This is a genomic window from Mycobacterium sp. SVM_VP21 (assembly GCA_024758765.1).
Classification (GTDB): domain Bacteria; phylum Actinomycetota; class Actinomycetes; order Mycobacteriales; family Mycobacteriaceae; genus Mycobacterium; species Mycobacterium heraklionense_C.
Window position 1 is genome coordinate 153,686 of the sequence record CP101406.1, and the last position, 15,048, is coordinate 168,733.

The 15,048-nt window shown below is 66.5% G+C and carries 14 protein-coding genes; 5 read left to right on the forward strand and 9 right to left on the reverse strand.

What is annotated here, in order from left to right; all coding sequences use genetic code 11:
* Nucleotides 1-17: 17 nt before the first annotated feature.
* Genes NM962_00785 through NM962_00795 form a run of 3 tightly spaced genes read right to left on the reverse strand, consistent with a single transcriptional unit; the run spans nucleotide 18 to nucleotide 2,427 of the window.
* Nucleotides 18-773, reverse strand: coding sequence for an enoyl-CoA hydratase (locus NM962_00785; protein UVO12736.1), 756 nt, complete (start codon nucleotides 771-773; stop codon nucleotides 18-20).
* Nucleotides 761-1,576, reverse strand: coding sequence for an NUDIX hydrolase (locus NM962_00790; protein ID UVO12737.1), 816 nt, complete (start codon nucleotides 1,574-1,576; stop codon nucleotides 761-763). The genes NM962_00785 and NM962_00790 overlap by 13 nt, the downstream gene beginning before the upstream one ends.
* On the reverse strand, nucleotides 1,573-2,427 hold the full coding sequence (locus NM962_00795) for an ABC transporter ATP-binding protein (GenBank protein ID UVO12738.1): 855 nt from the start codon (nucleotides 2,425-2,427) through the stop codon (nucleotides 1,573-1,575). The genes NM962_00790 and NM962_00795 overlap by 4 nt, the downstream gene beginning before the upstream one ends.
* Nucleotides 2,428-2,590: 163 nt before the next feature.
* On the opposite strand from NM962_00795, the gene NM962_00800 reads away from it, so the two are divergent.
* Nucleotides 2,591-3,985 carry a PE-PPE domain-containing protein gene (locus NM962_00800; GenBank protein ID UVO12739.1) on the forward strand — a complete coding sequence of 465 codons (1,395 nt, stop codon included), beginning with the start codon at nucleotides 2,591-2,593 and terminating at the stop codon, nucleotides 3,983-3,985.
* 58 nt (nucleotides 3,986-4,043) lie between these two features.
* Here NM962_00800 and serB read toward each other — a convergent pair whose 3' ends face one another.
* Together serB and ctaD are read right to left on the reverse strand one after the other, a co-directional pair.
* Nucleotides 4,044-5,276 carry a phosphoserine phosphatase SerB gene (gene serB, locus NM962_00805; protein ID UVO12740.1) on the reverse strand — a complete coding sequence of 411 codons (1,233 nt, stop codon included), beginning with the start codon at nucleotides 5,274-5,276 and terminating at the stop codon, nucleotides 4,044-4,046.
* 52 nt (nucleotides 5,277-5,328) lie between these two features.
* Nucleotides 5,329-7,053, reverse strand: coding sequence for a cytochrome c oxidase subunit I (ctaD, locus tag NM962_00810; protein UVO14932.1), 1,725 nt, complete (start codon nucleotides 7,051-7,053; stop codon nucleotides 5,329-5,331).
* A 137-nt stretch (nucleotides 7,054-7,190) separates the two neighbouring features.
* Here ctaD and NM962_00815 point away from each other — a divergent pair, with 137 nt between their 5' ends.
* Together NM962_00815 and NM962_00820 are read left to right on the forward strand one after the other, a co-directional pair.
* Nucleotides 7,191-8,276, forward strand: coding sequence for an iron-siderophore ABC transporter substrate-binding protein (locus NM962_00815; protein ID UVO12741.1), 1,086 nt, complete (start codon nucleotides 7,191-7,193; stop codon nucleotides 8,274-8,276).
* A gap of 126 nt (nucleotides 8,277-8,402) precedes the next feature.
* Entirely contained in the window at nucleotides 8,403-9,455 is a 1,053-nt protein-coding gene (locus NM962_00820) for an NAD(P)-dependent alcohol dehydrogenase (protein ID UVO12742.1), read from the forward strand.
* An 82-nt stretch (nucleotides 9,456-9,537) separates the two neighbouring features.
* Here NM962_00820 and NM962_00825 read toward each other — a convergent pair whose 3' ends face one another.
* Nucleotides 9,538-10,788 carry an MFS transporter gene (locus NM962_00825; GenBank protein ID UVO12743.1) on the reverse strand — a complete coding sequence of 417 codons (1,251 nt, stop codon included), beginning with the start codon at nucleotides 10,786-10,788 and terminating at the stop codon, nucleotides 9,538-9,540.
* 48 nt (nucleotides 10,789-10,836) lie between these two features.
* Here NM962_00825 and NM962_00830 point away from each other — a divergent pair, with 48 nt between their 5' ends.
* Entirely contained in the window at nucleotides 10,837-11,511 is a 675-nt protein-coding gene (locus tag NM962_00830) for a FadR family transcriptional regulator (protein ID UVO12744.1), read from the forward strand.
* A 5-nt stretch (nucleotides 11,512-11,516) separates the two neighbouring features.
* Here NM962_00830 and NM962_00835 read toward each other — a convergent pair whose 3' ends face one another.
* Both NM962_00835 and NM962_00840 read right to left on the reverse strand, forming a co-directional pair.
* Complete coding sequence (locus tag NM962_00835; protein ID UVO12745.1) at nucleotides 11,517-11,930, reverse strand: DoxX family protein; 414 nt, start codon at nucleotides 11,928-11,930, stop codon at nucleotides 11,517-11,519.
* Nucleotides 11,930-13,165 carry an MFS transporter gene (locus NM962_00840; protein ID UVO12746.1) on the reverse strand — a complete coding sequence of 412 codons (1,236 nt, stop codon included), beginning with the start codon at nucleotides 13,163-13,165 and terminating at the stop codon, nucleotides 11,930-11,932. Before NM962_00840 ends, NM962_00835 begins: the two co-directional genes overlap by 1 nt.
* A gap of 505 nt (nucleotides 13,166-13,670) precedes the next feature.
* Here NM962_00840 and NM962_00845 point away from each other — a divergent pair.
* Nucleotides 13,671-13,928, forward strand: coding sequence for a helix-turn-helix domain-containing protein (locus tag NM962_00845; GenBank protein ID UVO12747.1), 258 nt, complete (start codon nucleotides 13,671-13,673; stop codon nucleotides 13,926-13,928).
* Nucleotides 13,929-14,011: 83 nt separating this feature from the next.
* On the opposite strand, the gene nrdF is transcribed toward NM962_00845, so the two are convergent.
* On the reverse strand, nucleotides 14,012-14,986 hold the full coding sequence (gene nrdF, locus NM962_00850; GenBank protein ID UVO12748.1) for a class 1b ribonucleoside-diphosphate reductase subunit beta: 975 nt from the start codon (nucleotides 14,984-14,986) through the stop codon (nucleotides 14,012-14,014).
* Nucleotides 14,987-15,048: the final 62 nt, after the last annotated feature.

Consider the following 15,048-nt stretch of genomic DNA (forward strand, 5'->3'; position numbering starts at 1 on the left):
TCGTTGTGGCGTGGCGCCTAAGAGCGTTCCCCCGCGGGGCCGATGCCGGCGGCGAACAGCTCACCGTAGCGGCGCTGGTCGGCGGCGGCCCGATCTGCCGGAGGCAGCGTCTCGATGGAGTCGATCGAGGCCTTGGCGGCGGCCAACGCCTGCGCCGGGGTATCAATGAAACGGCGAGCCCAGCCAATCGCAGCCTCGTAGACACCGTCGGGTGCGACCATGTCGTCGACCAGCCCCAGGTCCAGCGCCTCTTCGGCATCGAAGAACCGGCCGCTGTAGGCCAACTCCTTCGCGCGGCTGGCACCGATGGTTCGAGCCAGCCGAGCCAGCCCGCCACCATCGGGAGCCAGGCCGGCCAGAATCTCAGTCGCTCCGAACTTGACGTTGTCGCCGCTGATTCGCCAGTCCGCGGCCAGCGCCAGCGCCAGACCACTCCCCAGCGCGTAGCCGGTGATCGCCGCCACCGTCGGCTTTCCGATTGCCGCCACCGCCTGCACGGCATCGTGGCGCACGCGAGCGAAGACCTGCGCCTCGGCCGCGATCAGCGTGCGCAGTTCGGGCACATCGTCACCGGCGCAAAAGATCTCGTGGCCCCCGTACAACACCACAGCGGCGACGTCGTCGCGTGCCGACGCCTCGGCCGCAGCCGCGACGATCTCCCGGTAGACCTGCCGGGTCATGGCATTGGTCGGTGCCCGAGAGATCACCAGGGTGGCCACCCCCGGCTCCTCGGCGCAGGTGTGCACCGATACGAATTCGCTCATCCGGGCCATCGCGTCCCGCGCGCTGCGTTGTAACGGTCGGAGTTGAAGAACTCGATCTCCCAGTTGTCGCCGCGACGCGCCAGGTTCGGTTGCACCACCGCGATCTGACGTTCCACCGCCATCACGGCCTCGATGCTGCGGCCGATGAGCGAATCCAGCTGCGTCCAGGTCGGCGGCAGCAAGAAGCTGTTCCCGGCCGCGAAGTCTTCGATCGCGGCTTCGGGCGTGAGCCAGCCGGCTCGGTCGGATTCGGTGTTGTCGCCGTCCGCGCGCTGCCCGACCGGTAGTGCGCCCACAAAGAAGTAGGTGTCGTAGCGGCGGGTGCGTTCGGCCTCCGGCGTCACCCAGTTCGCCCAGGGCCGCAGCAGCTCGGCGTGCAGCACCAGATGCTCGGTGCGCAGGAAGTCGGCGAACGACAGCTCGCCGGCGTTCAGGGCTCGCCGGGACTCGGCATAGACCGACGCATCGGAGACCAACCGGTTCGGATCATCGGCGGGGCCGGCGAACAGCACCCCGGATTCCTCGAAAGTCTCGCGTGCGGCGGCGCACACCAGGGCCGCGGCCAGGTCGACGTCGACTCCGAAACGCTGCGCCCACCACGTCGGTTCGGGCCCGTGCCAGGCGATCTCGGTGCTGCGGTCACGGTCGTCGACTCCACCGCCGGGAAACACCATCACCCCGGCGGCGAACTCCATCGCGGCGTGGCGGCGCATCAGGAACACGTCGAGGCCCTGCCCGCCGGGGGCGTCCTCGCGTACCAGCATCACTGTCGCAGCAGGTCGCGTCGGCAAAGGTTGTTGGGGTTCGTTCATGCGCGCCTCCGGTGGGCTGCTCGACTACGGGTCCGGCGCGCGAAGTAGCGCCCGTCGATGACATCCAGGGAGATCGACTGGCCGAACGTGGCCGACAGGTTCTCGGCCGTGAGCACGTCCTCGAGCAGGCCGGCAGCCACCGCGCGGCCCTCGGCCAGCAGCAGGCAGTGACTGAATCCGACCGGGATCTCCTCGACATGGTGGGTGACCAGGACGATCGCCGGCGCGTCCGGGTCGGCGGCCAGATCCCCCAGCCGCGCCACCAGTTCCTCGCGCCCGCCCAGGTCCAGGCCGGCCGCCGGCTCGTCGAGCAGTAGCAGTTCTGGGTCGGTCATCAGGGCGCGGGCGATCAGCACCCGCTTGCGTTCGCCTTCGCTCAAAGTGCCGTAGGTGCGATCGGCTAGGTGCTCGGCGCCCAGGCTCTCCAACAGATCGACCGCCCGCTCGTGGTCGACGGCGTCGTAGCGTTCCCGCCACCGTCCCAGCACTGCGTAGCCGGCCGAGATGACTAGGTCGCTGACCGTTTCCCCGCCTGGGATCCGCTGCGCCAGTGAGGAGGAACTCAGTCCGACCCGGGCCCGCAGTTCCGTGGTGTCGACCCGGCCCAGCTGTTCGCCCAACACGTAGGCCACACCCGAGGACGGGTGCTCGGTGGCGGCGGCGATCCGCAGCAACGACGTCTTGCCCGCCCCGTTGGGCCCGATGATCACCCAACGTTCGTCGAGTTCGACCGACCAGTCCAGCGGCCCCACCAGAGAGCGCCCGTCACGGCACAGCGAAATGCCCTCGAAGTGGATCAACAGATCCTGATCGGCCCCGGTTGCGGGAGCGGAACGTCCGGTATCGGGCACGGTCCTATCGTGCCGTATCCCGGCTCCGCGACGACCGACCGGGGTACGACAGCCAGGGCGCATTTTCGATCGATGTTCTTGCCAGTTACTCCAGGTGGCCCTGTTGTAATGTGTTGCACGGTTCACGCTCATCAATACTTTGGGTTTATTTCAGGGAGCTTCGATGGTCCGTATTTCCAGTGCTGTCGCGGTCGGGATTGTCAGTGCCGGTCTCATCGTCTGCCCCTCCCCCGCGGGCGCCGCGGTGCCGGCGGTCCAGGCTGTCCAGCTCACCGGCGCCGGCTTGCCGCTAGGCGGCGGGACCGCGCTGATCATGGGCGGCAGCGGTATGCCCACGCCCGGCCCCGGCTACGCGGATCTGGTCAACGAGCTCTACCTGGCGCCCCTCGGCTTCACCGGCACCACCCAGATCCTGACCACCCCCGAAACGCTGTACCCGTTCCTGGGCGCGTTCACCGGGACTTTCGACAGTTCGGTGGATGAAGGCATCCAGGTCCTGGAGGCCGCGATCCTGGGCCAGATCGCCGGCGGCCAGGTCGACGCCGACAACCCCGTCGTGGTGTTCGGGTGGTCGCAAAGCGCGGTGATCTCGTCGCTAGTCATGCAACAACTCGCCGACCAGGGCGTGCCCAGCGACTACGTGCACTTTGTCCTGATCGGCAACGAGAGCCTTCCCAACGGCGGAATGCTGTCCCGCTTCGACCTTCCGACAGGGACGTATCCGGAACTGCCCAGCGTCGGAATGACATTCAGTGGCGCAGCGCCCGCCAACCTTTTCCCCACCACCGTCTACACCACCGAGTACGACGGTTTCGCCAATTTTCCGCAGTATTCGCTCAACTTCTTGTCCACGATCAACGCCGTTATGGGCATCATCTTCGCGCACACGGCCTATCTGGGGCTCAGTCCCGAGGACATCGCCAACGCGGTGCCCCTTCCGACGTCGAGCCCCGATCTCTTGACCGACTACTACATGATCCCCTCCAGCACGTTGCCGCTGCTGGCTCCGCTGCAGCTGCTGCCCTACATCGGCAACCCGCTAGTCGATCTGCTTGATCCGGCACTGCGAGTGCTGGTGAATCTGGGATACGGCAACATCGAGCACGGCTGGAGCCCGGAATTCGCGGACACCCCCACCGGCATCGGATTCCTGCCCGACTTCAGTGTCCTGCAACAGGTTCCGCAAGCACTCTTCGACGGCGTGCAAAAGGGCATCACCGACGCCTTCAACACCTTGATGGATCCGGCCAACTACGTCTACTCAATGCCGGAGTGGGCCGAACAGTTGGCGAGCCTGGGCGGCATCATGGACGGTGGAGAGACCTCTGTCGGAGTTACGGTGCCCACCACGTGGGACGACCTCTTCGGGTCGTTCCCGCCGCATACGGGCTACCCGCCGCTGGACATGCTCAGCGCCTTGCTGTTCACGCTGCCCGAGTACGGCTACAACGTCTTCACGTCCGAGATCGCTGACGGCGACCTCCTCGACGCCATCGGGATACCGCTCGCCGCCACCGCCGGGCTCCTGCCGTTGGCGTTGATCGGGGCGTTGCTGTAACGCCGCGGTCCATGGCGGCGACCCGCCGCGCCCGGCTCCGCCACGCTCGCGATCGCCGCTAGACCGGCGGGATCTCGACGCGGCGCAGCACCCCGTCATGCGCGTCGGCGGCCTCGATCTCGGCGCGAGTGACCCCGAGCAAAAACAGCACCGTGTCCAGATACGGGTAGCTCAGCGAGGCATCGGCCACCTCGCGCAACGCCGGCTTGGCGTTGAACGCCACACCCAGGCCCGCCGTCGACAGCATGTCGATGTCATTGGCGCCGTCGCCGACAGCCACCGTCTGCTCCAGCGGCACCCCCGCCTGGGCGGCGAACTCCCGCAACGAGTCGGCCTTGCCGGCCCGGTCCACCACCGGACCGATCACTCGGCCGGTGAGTTTGCCGTCGACGATCTCCAGCTCGTTGGCCGCCACGAAGTCGAGCTGCAGCTCGGCTGCCAGCGGCTCGATCACCTGCCGGAAGCCACCGGACACCACCCCGCATTTGAAACCGAGGCGGCGCAGCGTGCGCACCGTGGTGCGGGCACCGGGAGTCAGCTCGATCTGTTCGGCGACCTCGTCGACGACACTGGCGGGCAGACCGGCGAGGGTCGACACCCGGTGGTGCAGCGATTCGGCGAAGTCGAGTTCGCCACGCATCGCGGCCTCCGTGATCGCGGCGACCGCGTCCCCGGCACCGGCCCGGTCGGCGAGCATCTCGATGACCTCGCCCTGAATCAGGGTGGAGTCGACGTCGAACACGATTAGGCGCTTGGTCCGGCGCGACAGGCTGGCATCTTGGAACGCCACGTCGACCTGCTGCTCCGCGGCGACCCTGCTCAGCGCGGACTGCAACCGGCCGTCGGCACCTTCCGGCACCGAAACCCGCAGTTCCAGCCCGGTCACCGGGTAGTCGGAAACGCCACGGATCATGTCGATGTTGGCATCGATCTCGGCGATCTCGTGAGCAAGTGCGCCCAGGGCCGTGGCGGCCACTGGCCGCCCCAAGACCACGATCCGGTGTGTGGAAGGTGCCGCGATGATCGGGGCGTCGTCGCTGCGTTCGATCGTGACGTCGAGTCCCACACCGCGAATCGCGGTGGTGACCTGGTCGGCGAATGCAGATCCGTCAGCCACCGTCGGCTCTGCGGACACCAGCACGCCCAGCGTGAGGCGACCGCGAACCACGACCTGTTCGACGTTGAGCAACTCCACCTGGTAGCGCGACAACACCTCGAAGAGGGCCGATGTCACGCCGGGCTGATCGACACCGGTGACGGTGATCAACACCGGCACCTTGACCGTGCTCACCCGTGACGGGCGCCCGGATCGACCGGGCGCCGCCTCTCCCCCAGCGGGCTCATCAAGCGTTTGCGGGTTCGTACAGCTCGTCACCGGGGTGACGGCCGACGTGTGCCTCAGCCCGCAACCGGTCGACCATGTGCGGGTAGTGCAGCTCGAAAGCCGGGCGCTCCGAACGGATCCGGGGCAGCTCGGTGAAGTTGTGCCGCGGCGGCGGGCAGCTGGTGGCCCACTCCAGGGAGTTGCCGTAACCCCACGGGTCGTCAACGGTGACGACCTCGCCGTAACGCCAGCTCTTGAAGACGTTCCAGGTGAAGGCGATCATCGACGAGCCCAGGATGAAGGCGCCGACGGTCGACACGATGTTGAACGCGGTGAAACCGTCAGTGGGCAGGTAGTCGGCGTAGCGGCGCGGCATACCCATGTTGCCCAGCCAGTGCTGGATCAGGAACGTGGTGTGGAACCCGATGAAGGTCAACCAGAAGTGCAGCTTCCCGAGCCGCTCGTCAAGCAGCCGGCCGGTCATCTTCGGGAACCAGAAGTAGATCCCGGAGAACGTCGCGAACACGATGGTGCCGAACAGCACGTAGTGGAAGTGCGCGATCAAGAAGTAGCTGTCGCTGACATGGAAGTCCAGCGGCGGGCTGGCCAGCATCACGCCGGTCAGGCCACCGGCCAAGAACGTGACGATGAAGCCCAGCGCGAACAGCATCGGCGTCTCGAAGGTCAGCTGGCCGCGCCACAGGGTGCCGATCCAGTTGAAGAACTTCAGCCCGGTCGGGATGGCGATCATCAGGGTCAACAGCGAGAAGAACGGCAGCAGCACCGCACCGGTGGCGAACATGTGGTGCGCCCACACCGCCGTCGACAGTCCGGCGATGCTCAACGTTGCGTACACCAGGGTGACGTAGCCGAAGATCGGCTTGCGGGCGAAGACCGGGAACACTTCGCTAACGATGCCGAAGAACGGCAGCGCGATGATGTACACCTCGGGGTGGCCGAAGAACCAGAACAGGTGCTGCCACAACAGCACGCCGCCGTTGGCGGAGTCGTAGACGTGCCCGCCCAGGTGACGGTCCACGGCCAAGCCGAACAACGCCGCGGTCAGCAACGGGAAAACGATCAGCACCAGGATCGAGGTGACCAGGATATTCCAGGTGAAGATCGGCAGCCGGAACATGGTCATGCCGGGGGCACGCATGCACGCCACCGTGGTGATCATGTTGACCGCACCGAGGATGGTGCCCAGACCACCGACGGCCAGGCCCATAATCCACAGGTCGCCGCCGGCACCCGGGGAGTGCACCGCGTCGCTCAGCGGTGTGTAGGCGGTCCAGCCGAAGTCGGCGGCGCCACCGGGGGTGATGAAGCCGGCCAGGGCGATGGTCGCGCCGAAGAGGAACAGCCAGAACGAGAACGCGTTCAGGCGGGGGAAGGCCACGTCCGGGGCGCCGATCTGCAGCGGCAGCACCAGGTTGGAGAACCCGAACACGATCGGGGTGGCATAGAAGAGCAGCATCACCGTGCCGTGCATGGTGAACAACTGGTTGAACTGCTCGTTGGACAGGAACTGCAGGCCCGGCACCGCCAGCTCAGTACGCATGAGCAGCGCGAGCAGGCCGCCGATGAAGAAGAAGGCCATACAGGCGACGCAGTACATGATGCCGATCAGCTTGTGATCGGTGGTGGTGATCATCTTGTACAGCAGGCTGCCCTTGGGGCCCATCAACGCAGGGAAGGGCCGACTGGCCTCGAGTTCTGCGCGCGGGGGTGCTTCGGCGGTCAAGATTCCTCCAAACATGGGCATCCCGGGAACTTGGTCGAATCCTAACCCCGAGCATCGCCCTGTCGGTATAGGCCTCCTACAAACTGTCGTATTCGTCTCCTCAAGAGGTGCACCACCGTGGGTGTTAACGTCACGGCGTGACCAGGGTGGACAGGCGGGCGGCGTCCGCAGTAGCGCTTGCCGTGACCTTGCTCACGACGGCCGGATGCGCGGGTGATACCGCCGAAACGGCTACGACCTCGATCTCCACCACGACGACGATGGTCGCCGGGGCCGGCGTGCTCGGCAATGATCGTCGCCCCGACGAGTCGTGCGCGGCTGAGCCTGCGCACCCGGACCCCGGGCCCGCCATGCGCTGGGCCCACAACGCGGCCGAGGTGGAGCCGGCCAGCGTCGAAGTCCCCGAGCAGGCGGAACGCATCGTAGTGCTCTCCGGCGATCAGCTCGACACGCTGTGCGCCCTGGGCCTGCAGTCCCGCGTGGTCGGCGCCGCACTATCGGACGGGGCGGACAAGCAACCGTCGTACCTGGGCTCGGTAGTGCACGGTGTCGCGGCCGTGGGCTCGGCCAGCAACCCCGATACCGGCGCCATCGCCGAGCTGCATCCGGATCTGATCCTGGGTGCACAGGGCCTGACACCCGGATATGCGGAGCTGGCCGCGATCGCCCCCACCGTGTTCAGCGGGGCGCCGGGTTCGGCGTGGGAGGACAACGTGCGCGCTGTGGGCGCCGCGACGGCACGCAACGGCGCCGCCGACGAGGTGCTCGAGAGGTTCAGCGCGTACGCCGCTGAAACCCGTGAGGTCAGCGACGCGACCCACTTCCAGGTGTCGGTGGTGGAGTTCACCGACAACAGCGTGCGGGTGTACGGGGCCTCCGGCTTCGCTGCCAGCGTGCTCAAGACCGTCGGGGTGGACCGCCCACCGTCGCAGCGCTTCACCGATCGGCCCTACATCGAGATCCCAGCTAACGATGCCGATCTGGCCGGCCGGGCGGATTTCTCGGCGGCCGACGGCGACGTCGTCTACGTGTCGTTCGCCTCGCCAGCAGTGAAGGCGCGGGCTGCCACCGTGTTCGACAGCGTCGCCTGGCGACGGCTTGCGGCCAACCGTGACAGCCGGGTTTTCGTCGTCAACAACGAGGTGTGGCAGACCGGGCAGGGACCGGTCGCCGCGCGCGGCGTGGCCGAAGATCTGCGCTGGGTGAACGCGCCGATCAACTGATCCGGCGTCCCTGCCCCCGACGCCTGCGGTGACCGATCTCACGCCCGTGGGACACGCTTTTCAGCAAATAACTTTGCTAAGCTATGTTTTTACGTGTCGATGCATATCTGAAGAGGAATCTCCGCTATGAGCACCGTTTCCGCCTATGCCGCTACGTCGGCAACCGACCCCCTGAGCAAGACCACGATCACCCGCCGGGACCCCGGCCCGCACGACGTGGCGTTCGACATTCATTTCGCCGGGATCTGCCATTCCGACATCCACACCGTCAAGGCCGAGTGGGGCGCTCCGCAGTATCCGCTGGTTCCCGGCCACGAGATCGCCGGCGTGGTGACGGCTGTCGGCTCCGAGGTGACGAAGTTCAAGGTGGGCGACCGGGTCGGCGTGGGTTGCTTCGTCGACTCCTGCCGCGAGTGCCCCAACTGCCAGGCCGGGCTTGAGCAGTACTGCACCGGCGGCGGCATGATCGGTACCTATGCCGGCGTCGGCCGCGACGGGCAGCCCACCCAGGGCGGCTACAGCGGCGCGATCGTCGTCGACGAGAACTACGTCTTGAGCATCCCCGACGAGATTCCCCTGGACGCCGCCGCTCCCCTGCTGTGCGCCGGAGTGACCACCTATTCGCCGCTGCGGCACTGGAATGTCGGTCCCGGCAAGCGGATTGCGGTCATTGGCCTCGGCGGCCTGGGGCACATGGCCGTCAAGCTGGGGGTGGCGATGGGCGCCGAGGTGACAGTGCTGTCACAGTCGCTGAAGAAGATGGAGGACGGCCTGCGCCTGGGCGCCGAGCACTACTATGCCACCAGCGACCCGGGGACCTTCAAGAAGCTGCGTGGCACCTTCGACGTCATCCTCAACACGGTCTCGGCCAGCCTGGACCTGGGCGCATATCTGGGCCTGCTCACATTGGACGGCACGCTGGTCGAGTTGGGCATGCCCGAGCACGCTCTGGCGGTGCCGCCCGGCCCGCTGGTCCGGATGCGGCGCAGCGTTTCCGGCTCGCTGATCGGTGGCATCGCAGAGACGCAGGAGATGTTGAACTTCTGCGCCGAGCACGGTGTGCGCCCCGAGATCGAGGTCATCGAGCCGGACTACATCAACACCGCTTACGAGCGGGTGTTGGCGTCCGACGTGCGCTACCGCTTCGTCATCGACACCGAGTCGCTGCGCCAGCCCTGACGCCCAACGTTTCGCCGAGCGTGTACCGAGATCGAAAAAGTCGCAAAACCCCCGGTCTCAGTACACGTTCGGCGAGGGCTGCTTAGACGTAGCGATTGCGCCCGGCCAGTGCGCCCGCCGCAGTCTGCACCAGGTAGACGGCGAGCATCATCAACCACGGCACCGTCCATCCACCACTGACGTGGTGCAACAGACCGAACAGGAACGGGCCGATACCGGCGAGCAGGTAGCCGAAGCCCTGTGCCATCCCCGACAGGCTCGCCGTGTCTTGTGCGTCGCGGGCTCGCAGCGCAATCACGGTGAGCGCCAATGAGAACACGCTCATCCCCAGGCCCACCAGCACGCTCCACAGCAGTGGTGCGGCCGCGGGCGCGATCAGCAGACCGACAATTCCGGCCATCCCGAGCACTCCCAGTCCGACGATCCATCCGCTTTGACTGTCGCGACGGGCAGCCAGCGGCGAGACGATCAGACTGATGGGCACGGCGATCAGCGAGATCAGGCCCAGCAGTAGGCCCGCGCGCGTTTCGCTTGTGCCGTTGTCGATGAGCACCTCGGGCAGCCAGCCCATCACCACGTAGGCGATCAGGGACTGGGTGCCGAAGAACAGCGTGACGATCCAGGCCAGCTTGCTGCGCAACAGCGACCGGCCCTTCGTCGTGGCCGGGGGTGCGACGGCGGGCCGGTCGAATCCGCGGGCCCCCACCACCCAAGCCGCCAAGGCCAGCAGCGCGAGCGCACTCCAGGCCCCCAGGGCTGCGCGCCAGCCGCCCAGCGCGCCGTCGAGCACCGGGGTGACCGCGGAGCCCAAGGCCCCTCCCCCTTGCAGTGCCGCGGTGTAGACCCCGGTCATCAGCCCGACCTGCGCGGGGAAGGATCCCCGGATGATCACCGGGATCAGCACGTTGATCAAGGCGATTCCGGCGGTCGCCACCAGCGTTCCGCCGAGCACCACAAAGGGTCCGTCGCAGACCCGGATCAGCAGTCCCGCAACGAGTATCAGCAGCGCCGCCGAAACCGTGCGCCCCAGTCCGATCCGCCGGGACAGCCACGGCGCGGCCAGCCCGGCTGCGGCGAAACACAGACCGGGCAACGTGGTCAGGACGCCGGCCCAGGTGTCCGAGACGCCCAATGCTCCGCGCATCTCCGGGAGCAGCGGCCCCACGCTGGTGATCGCCGGGCGCAGGTTCAGTGCGGTCAACACCACCGCAACGGTCAGCAGTGCACCGCCGGCCACCATCGTCGCCGGCCGGAATTCGGCGGCGCCCTCGAGTTCCAGTTCGAGGTCGTGCTCGTACTGGCCGAGTGTTTCGTTGCGGGCGGTGCGGGTCACCTAAAGTAGGATCGCATACATCCTATGATTGGATGAAGGGAGGAACCTGTGCCGTTGGTCACCACCCGCCGCACCGGCTTGGTAGATCAGGTGATTGAGCAGCTACGTGCCTCAGTGACCAGCGGGGAATGGCCGATCGACACGCGAATCCCCACCGAACCCGAGCTCACCGATGCGCTGGGCGTCGGCCGCAATACCGTGCGTGAGGCGGTCCGGGCGCTGGCCCACAGCGGCATCCTGGAGGTCCGCCAGGGCGACGGCACCTACGTGCGCGCCACCAGCGAGGTGTCCGGCGCGGTACGTCGGTTGTGCGGCCCGCAGCTGCGCGACGTGCTTCAGGTGCGGCGTTGTCTGGAGGTGGAAGGGGCACGCCTGGCGGCCGCCGCCCGCACCGAGGAGGATCTAGCAGAGCTACGCGCACTGTTGGATCGCCGCGACTGCCACCAGCAGCAGGGCCGACACCAAGAGTTCGTCCGGGCCGACACCGATTTTCATCTCGCGGTGGTTCGCTGCTCGCACAATCCGGTGTTGACCGAGTTGTACTGCGGGCTCACCGAGGTGCTCATGGCCAGTGTCGCCACGACGAGCGCAAAACCGGTGCAGGCAGACCAGATCCGACACCGGGGCCTGGTGGAGGCGATCGCCGCGGCCGACGTCGAAGCGGCCGGGCGTGAGGCGGGCGGATTCCTCGACGAGTTGCTCGAGCAGCTACCTCCCCGCTGAGGCGCTCAGTCGCGCCGAAGCCCCAACACGCGCAGCAGCTCCGGTCGCCGCAAGATGAGGCCGATCCACACCAGCATGCCGACATACACCCCGGATAACACGAAGCCCGCCAGTGGTTTGTCGGCATGCAGGTTCATCGTCACCGCGCCCCCGAGATAGGCGGTCAGGCCGAGCGCACCCAGCACGGCGGTGCGCGGAATCAGGAAGACGACGAGGCATACCAGCAGCACCCAGCCGATCACCGCGGTCTTGTCCGGGGAGAAGCCCAAGCCTTCGGTGGCTTCCCGGGCGAAAGGCACGCCGAGGATCTTCGGAATGCTGTCGAACGCGAAGAACAGGCCCAGCAGGGCGGTGATCGCGGCTCCGATGATCCACGCTCGAGAACGGCGCGGTGTGGTGGCGTCGGCGTTTGTCGTCATCATGCGCTCCTTGTATCCGAAGGTAATTGTGCCGCGATGGGTTCCTGCGCGCGCAAAAACACTGCGGTGTAGCCGAACAGGATCACCGCGGTGGCAACCAGCAGCAGCAATCCCACCGCATAGCTGTTGCGCACCGGATCGTAGGTAGCGCCCATCACCAGCGGCGGGAAGTAGCCACCCAGCCCGCCGACGGCGGCGACGATCCCAGTGACCGAGCCGACCGAACCGGCCGGGGCACGGTGGGACACCCAGGCGAATACCCCGCCGGTGCCGATGCCGAGCGCGACCGCCAGGGGCAGAAACGTCAGTCCCGACCAGATATCGGCGGGCGGTTTGAACACCGAGATCAGTGTCTGCACCGCGATACCGGCCAGCGAGGCCAAGACGACGTATTTGGGCGCGATGTGGTCAGCCAGCGTTCCGCCGAGCAATCGGGCCAGCACCGCCGCCAGGGCGAACGCCGCGGTGCGCTCCCCCGCGCCGACCGCGGAGAAATCGTAGACCGTTTTGATGTAGATGGGCAGGTAGCTGCAGAAGGCCACGAAGCCGCCGAACACCAGTCCGTACAGCAGCGACATCTCCCACGTCACCCGTAACCCTGCGGCGGCCTTGAGCTTCGGCAGCACCGGGGTGGTGTTGGGTACGAAGCGCGGGCCGTTGCGCATCAGCACCACACACAGCAGCGCCGAAATCGCCAGCGCCACTGCGACTATGAGATGGGTGGTGAACAGTCCGAACCACCGCACGAACCGCGGGGTGAAGAACGCCGAGACCGCGGTACCTACCATGCCCATGCCGAAAACTCCGGTGGCAAAGCCGCGGCGTTCGGGCGCAAACCAGTTGTTCGCGAACGGGATTCCAATCGCAAAGACGGTGCCGGCCACACCGAGGAAGAACGCCGACACCAGCATCAACGGATAGGAACCGATCTTGGCGGCGTACCCGACCGCCAGCACCGGGAAAATCGAGGCCAGCGAGACCCCGATAAACATGGTGCGACCCCCGAAGCGGTCGGTCATCAGCCCGGTGGCGATGCGGCCCAGCGCCCCGACCAGGACCGGGGTGGCCACCATCAGCGCTTGAGCTGTGGTGCTCAACTTCATCGCGGCGGTGTACCGCGTCGACAGCGGGCCGATCAGGGTCCACGCCCAGAAGCAGATCACCGAGACCCAAGTGGCCAGGAACAGATTGACGAGCTGCTGGATTCTGGTTTCCGGGTTGGCCGCAACCGTCATTCGGCTATGTAAACACGGGACCGAAGGCGGCGCGGGGCGAATGAATCCCGCGGCATATCCGATCGGGATTGTCGGCCGTGCCCGCTACGGTCCCGCACATGCGCTCATGCCAAGTGGATCAGCCAAGTGCTTGGGTCGGTCCGGTGCCTACGGGCTTTTGCGAAATCGACGCCGCGCTCGACGGCGGTCTTCAGCCCGGCTCATTGACCGTCATTGCTGGGTTCGTCGCGGCGGCCACCGACTCCGGGCCGTCCAGGCCCGACAAGTCGAGCCAATCGAAGCCCTCGGCCTGCGCAGCCGGCGCCACCGCCACCGGGCACCCGTTGCGCGCGAACCCGCTTGCCCACCCGGCCAGGGCAACGCTGCCCGTGACGACGACTCATCGGAACGGCCTTCCTCAAAGATCCTTGGTTTTAGCCCTGGCGAACCTGGGGGCACCCCAATCCCGACGAATGTAATACTAGTAGGGCAGACAATCGCGGCCATTGTCCGATTAGTGGTACAGGTGCCCACACGCCCCGGACAGACCGATCCCGTGCGGGCTGCTGCATGGGCGCAGCGACGCATCGACGTCGGCTTCCGAATCCGTACGCTGCGAACCGAACTCGGCATCACCCAAGAAGCCCTGGCGCTGAAGTCGGGGGTTACCCGCAACGTCTTGATCGACGTAGAGCACGGCCGGCGCAGCCTGCTCTACGAGCGGCTATTCGACCTGGCCGATGCGCTTGGCGTGCCCGTCGCAGAACTCATGCAAAACCCGTAGGACCGGCTCACCGAGCCGGCCCTACAAGGTCTTGCTGTGGTCGCCGAACGACGTCGGCCGCAGCGAGGCAGCGCCCCGCTAAATCAGAACTCCCAGTCCTCGTCTTCGGTGACGACGGCCTTGCCGATCACGTACGACGATCCGGAACCGGAGAAGAAGTCGTGGTTCTCGTCGGCGTTGGGTGACAGCGCCGACAGGATCGCCGGGTTCACGTCGGTCTCTTCGCGCGGGAACAGCGCCTCGTAACCGAGATTCATCAACGCCTTGTTGGCGTTGTAGCGCAGGAACTTCTTGACGTCCTCGGTCAGGCCGACGTCGTCGTACAGGTCCTGGGTGTACTCGACCTCGTTCTCGTAGAGCTCGTAGAGCAGGTCGTAGGTGTACTCCTTGAGCTCACCCTGCTTAGCCTCGTCAACGAGGGCCAGGCCGCGCTGGTATTTGTAGCCGATGTAGTAGCCGTGCACCGCCTCGTCGCGGATGATCAGCCGGATCATGTCGGCGGTGTTGGTCAGCTTGGCCCGGCTCGACCAGTACATCGGCAGGTAGAAGCCGGAGTAGAACAGGAAGCTCTCCAGCAGCGTGGAGGCCACCTTGCGTTTGAGCGGCTCGTCACCCCGGTAGTACTGCATGACGATCTCGGCCTTACGCTGCAGGTTGGGGTTCTCCTCCGACCAGCGGAACGCGTCGTCGATCTCACTGGTCGAACACAGCGTGGAGAAGATCTGGCTGTAGCTCTTGGCGTGCACCGACTCCATGAAGGCGATGTTGGTGTAGACCGCCTGCTCGTGCGGGGTCAGCGAGTCCGGAATCAGGCTGACCGCCCCGACTGTGCCCTGGATGGTGTCCAGCAGCGTCAGTCCGGTGAACACCCGCATGGTGAGCTGCTTCTCGTGAGCGGTCAGAGTCCCCCACGACGGCAGGTCGTTGGAGACCGGCACCTTCTCCGGCAGCCAGAAATTGCCGGTGAGGCGGTCCCAGACCTCGGCGTCCTTGTCGTCTTGCACCCGGTTCCAGTTGATCGCCGAAGTGCGGTCGATCAGCTTCACATTTTCGGACACCAGAACCCCATTTCACCCGCCGAAATCTAGGCCTCTGACACTACCCCTGGGGGCCGACAACC

What these genes read in the sequence shown, in the direction of transcription:
- NM962_00785 (UVO12736.1), bottom strand. Translation starts at nt 773, where the DNA reads ATGGCCCGGATGAGCGAATTCGTATCGGTGCACACCTGCGCCGAGGAG.
- NM962_00790 (UVO12737.1), bottom strand. Translation starts at nt 1,576, where the DNA reads ATGAACGAACCCCAACAACCTTTGCCGACGCGACCTGCTGCGACAGTG.
- NM962_00800 (UVO12739.1), top strand. Translation starts at nt 2,591, where the DNA reads ATGGTCCGTATTTCCAGTGCTGTCGCGGTCGGGATTGTCAGTGCCGGT.
- NM962_00820 (UVO12742.1), top strand. Translation starts at nt 8,403, where the DNA reads ATGAGCACCGTTTCCGCCTATGCCGCTACGTCGGCAACCGACCCCCTG.
- NM962_00835 (UVO12745.1), bottom strand. Translation starts at nt 11,930, where the DNA reads ATGACGACAAACGCCGACGCCACCACACCGCGCCGTTCTCGAGCGTGG.
- NM962_00840 (UVO12746.1), bottom strand. Translation starts at nt 13,165, where the DNA reads ATGACGGTTGCGGCCAACCCGGAAACCAGAATCCAGCAGCTCGTCAAT.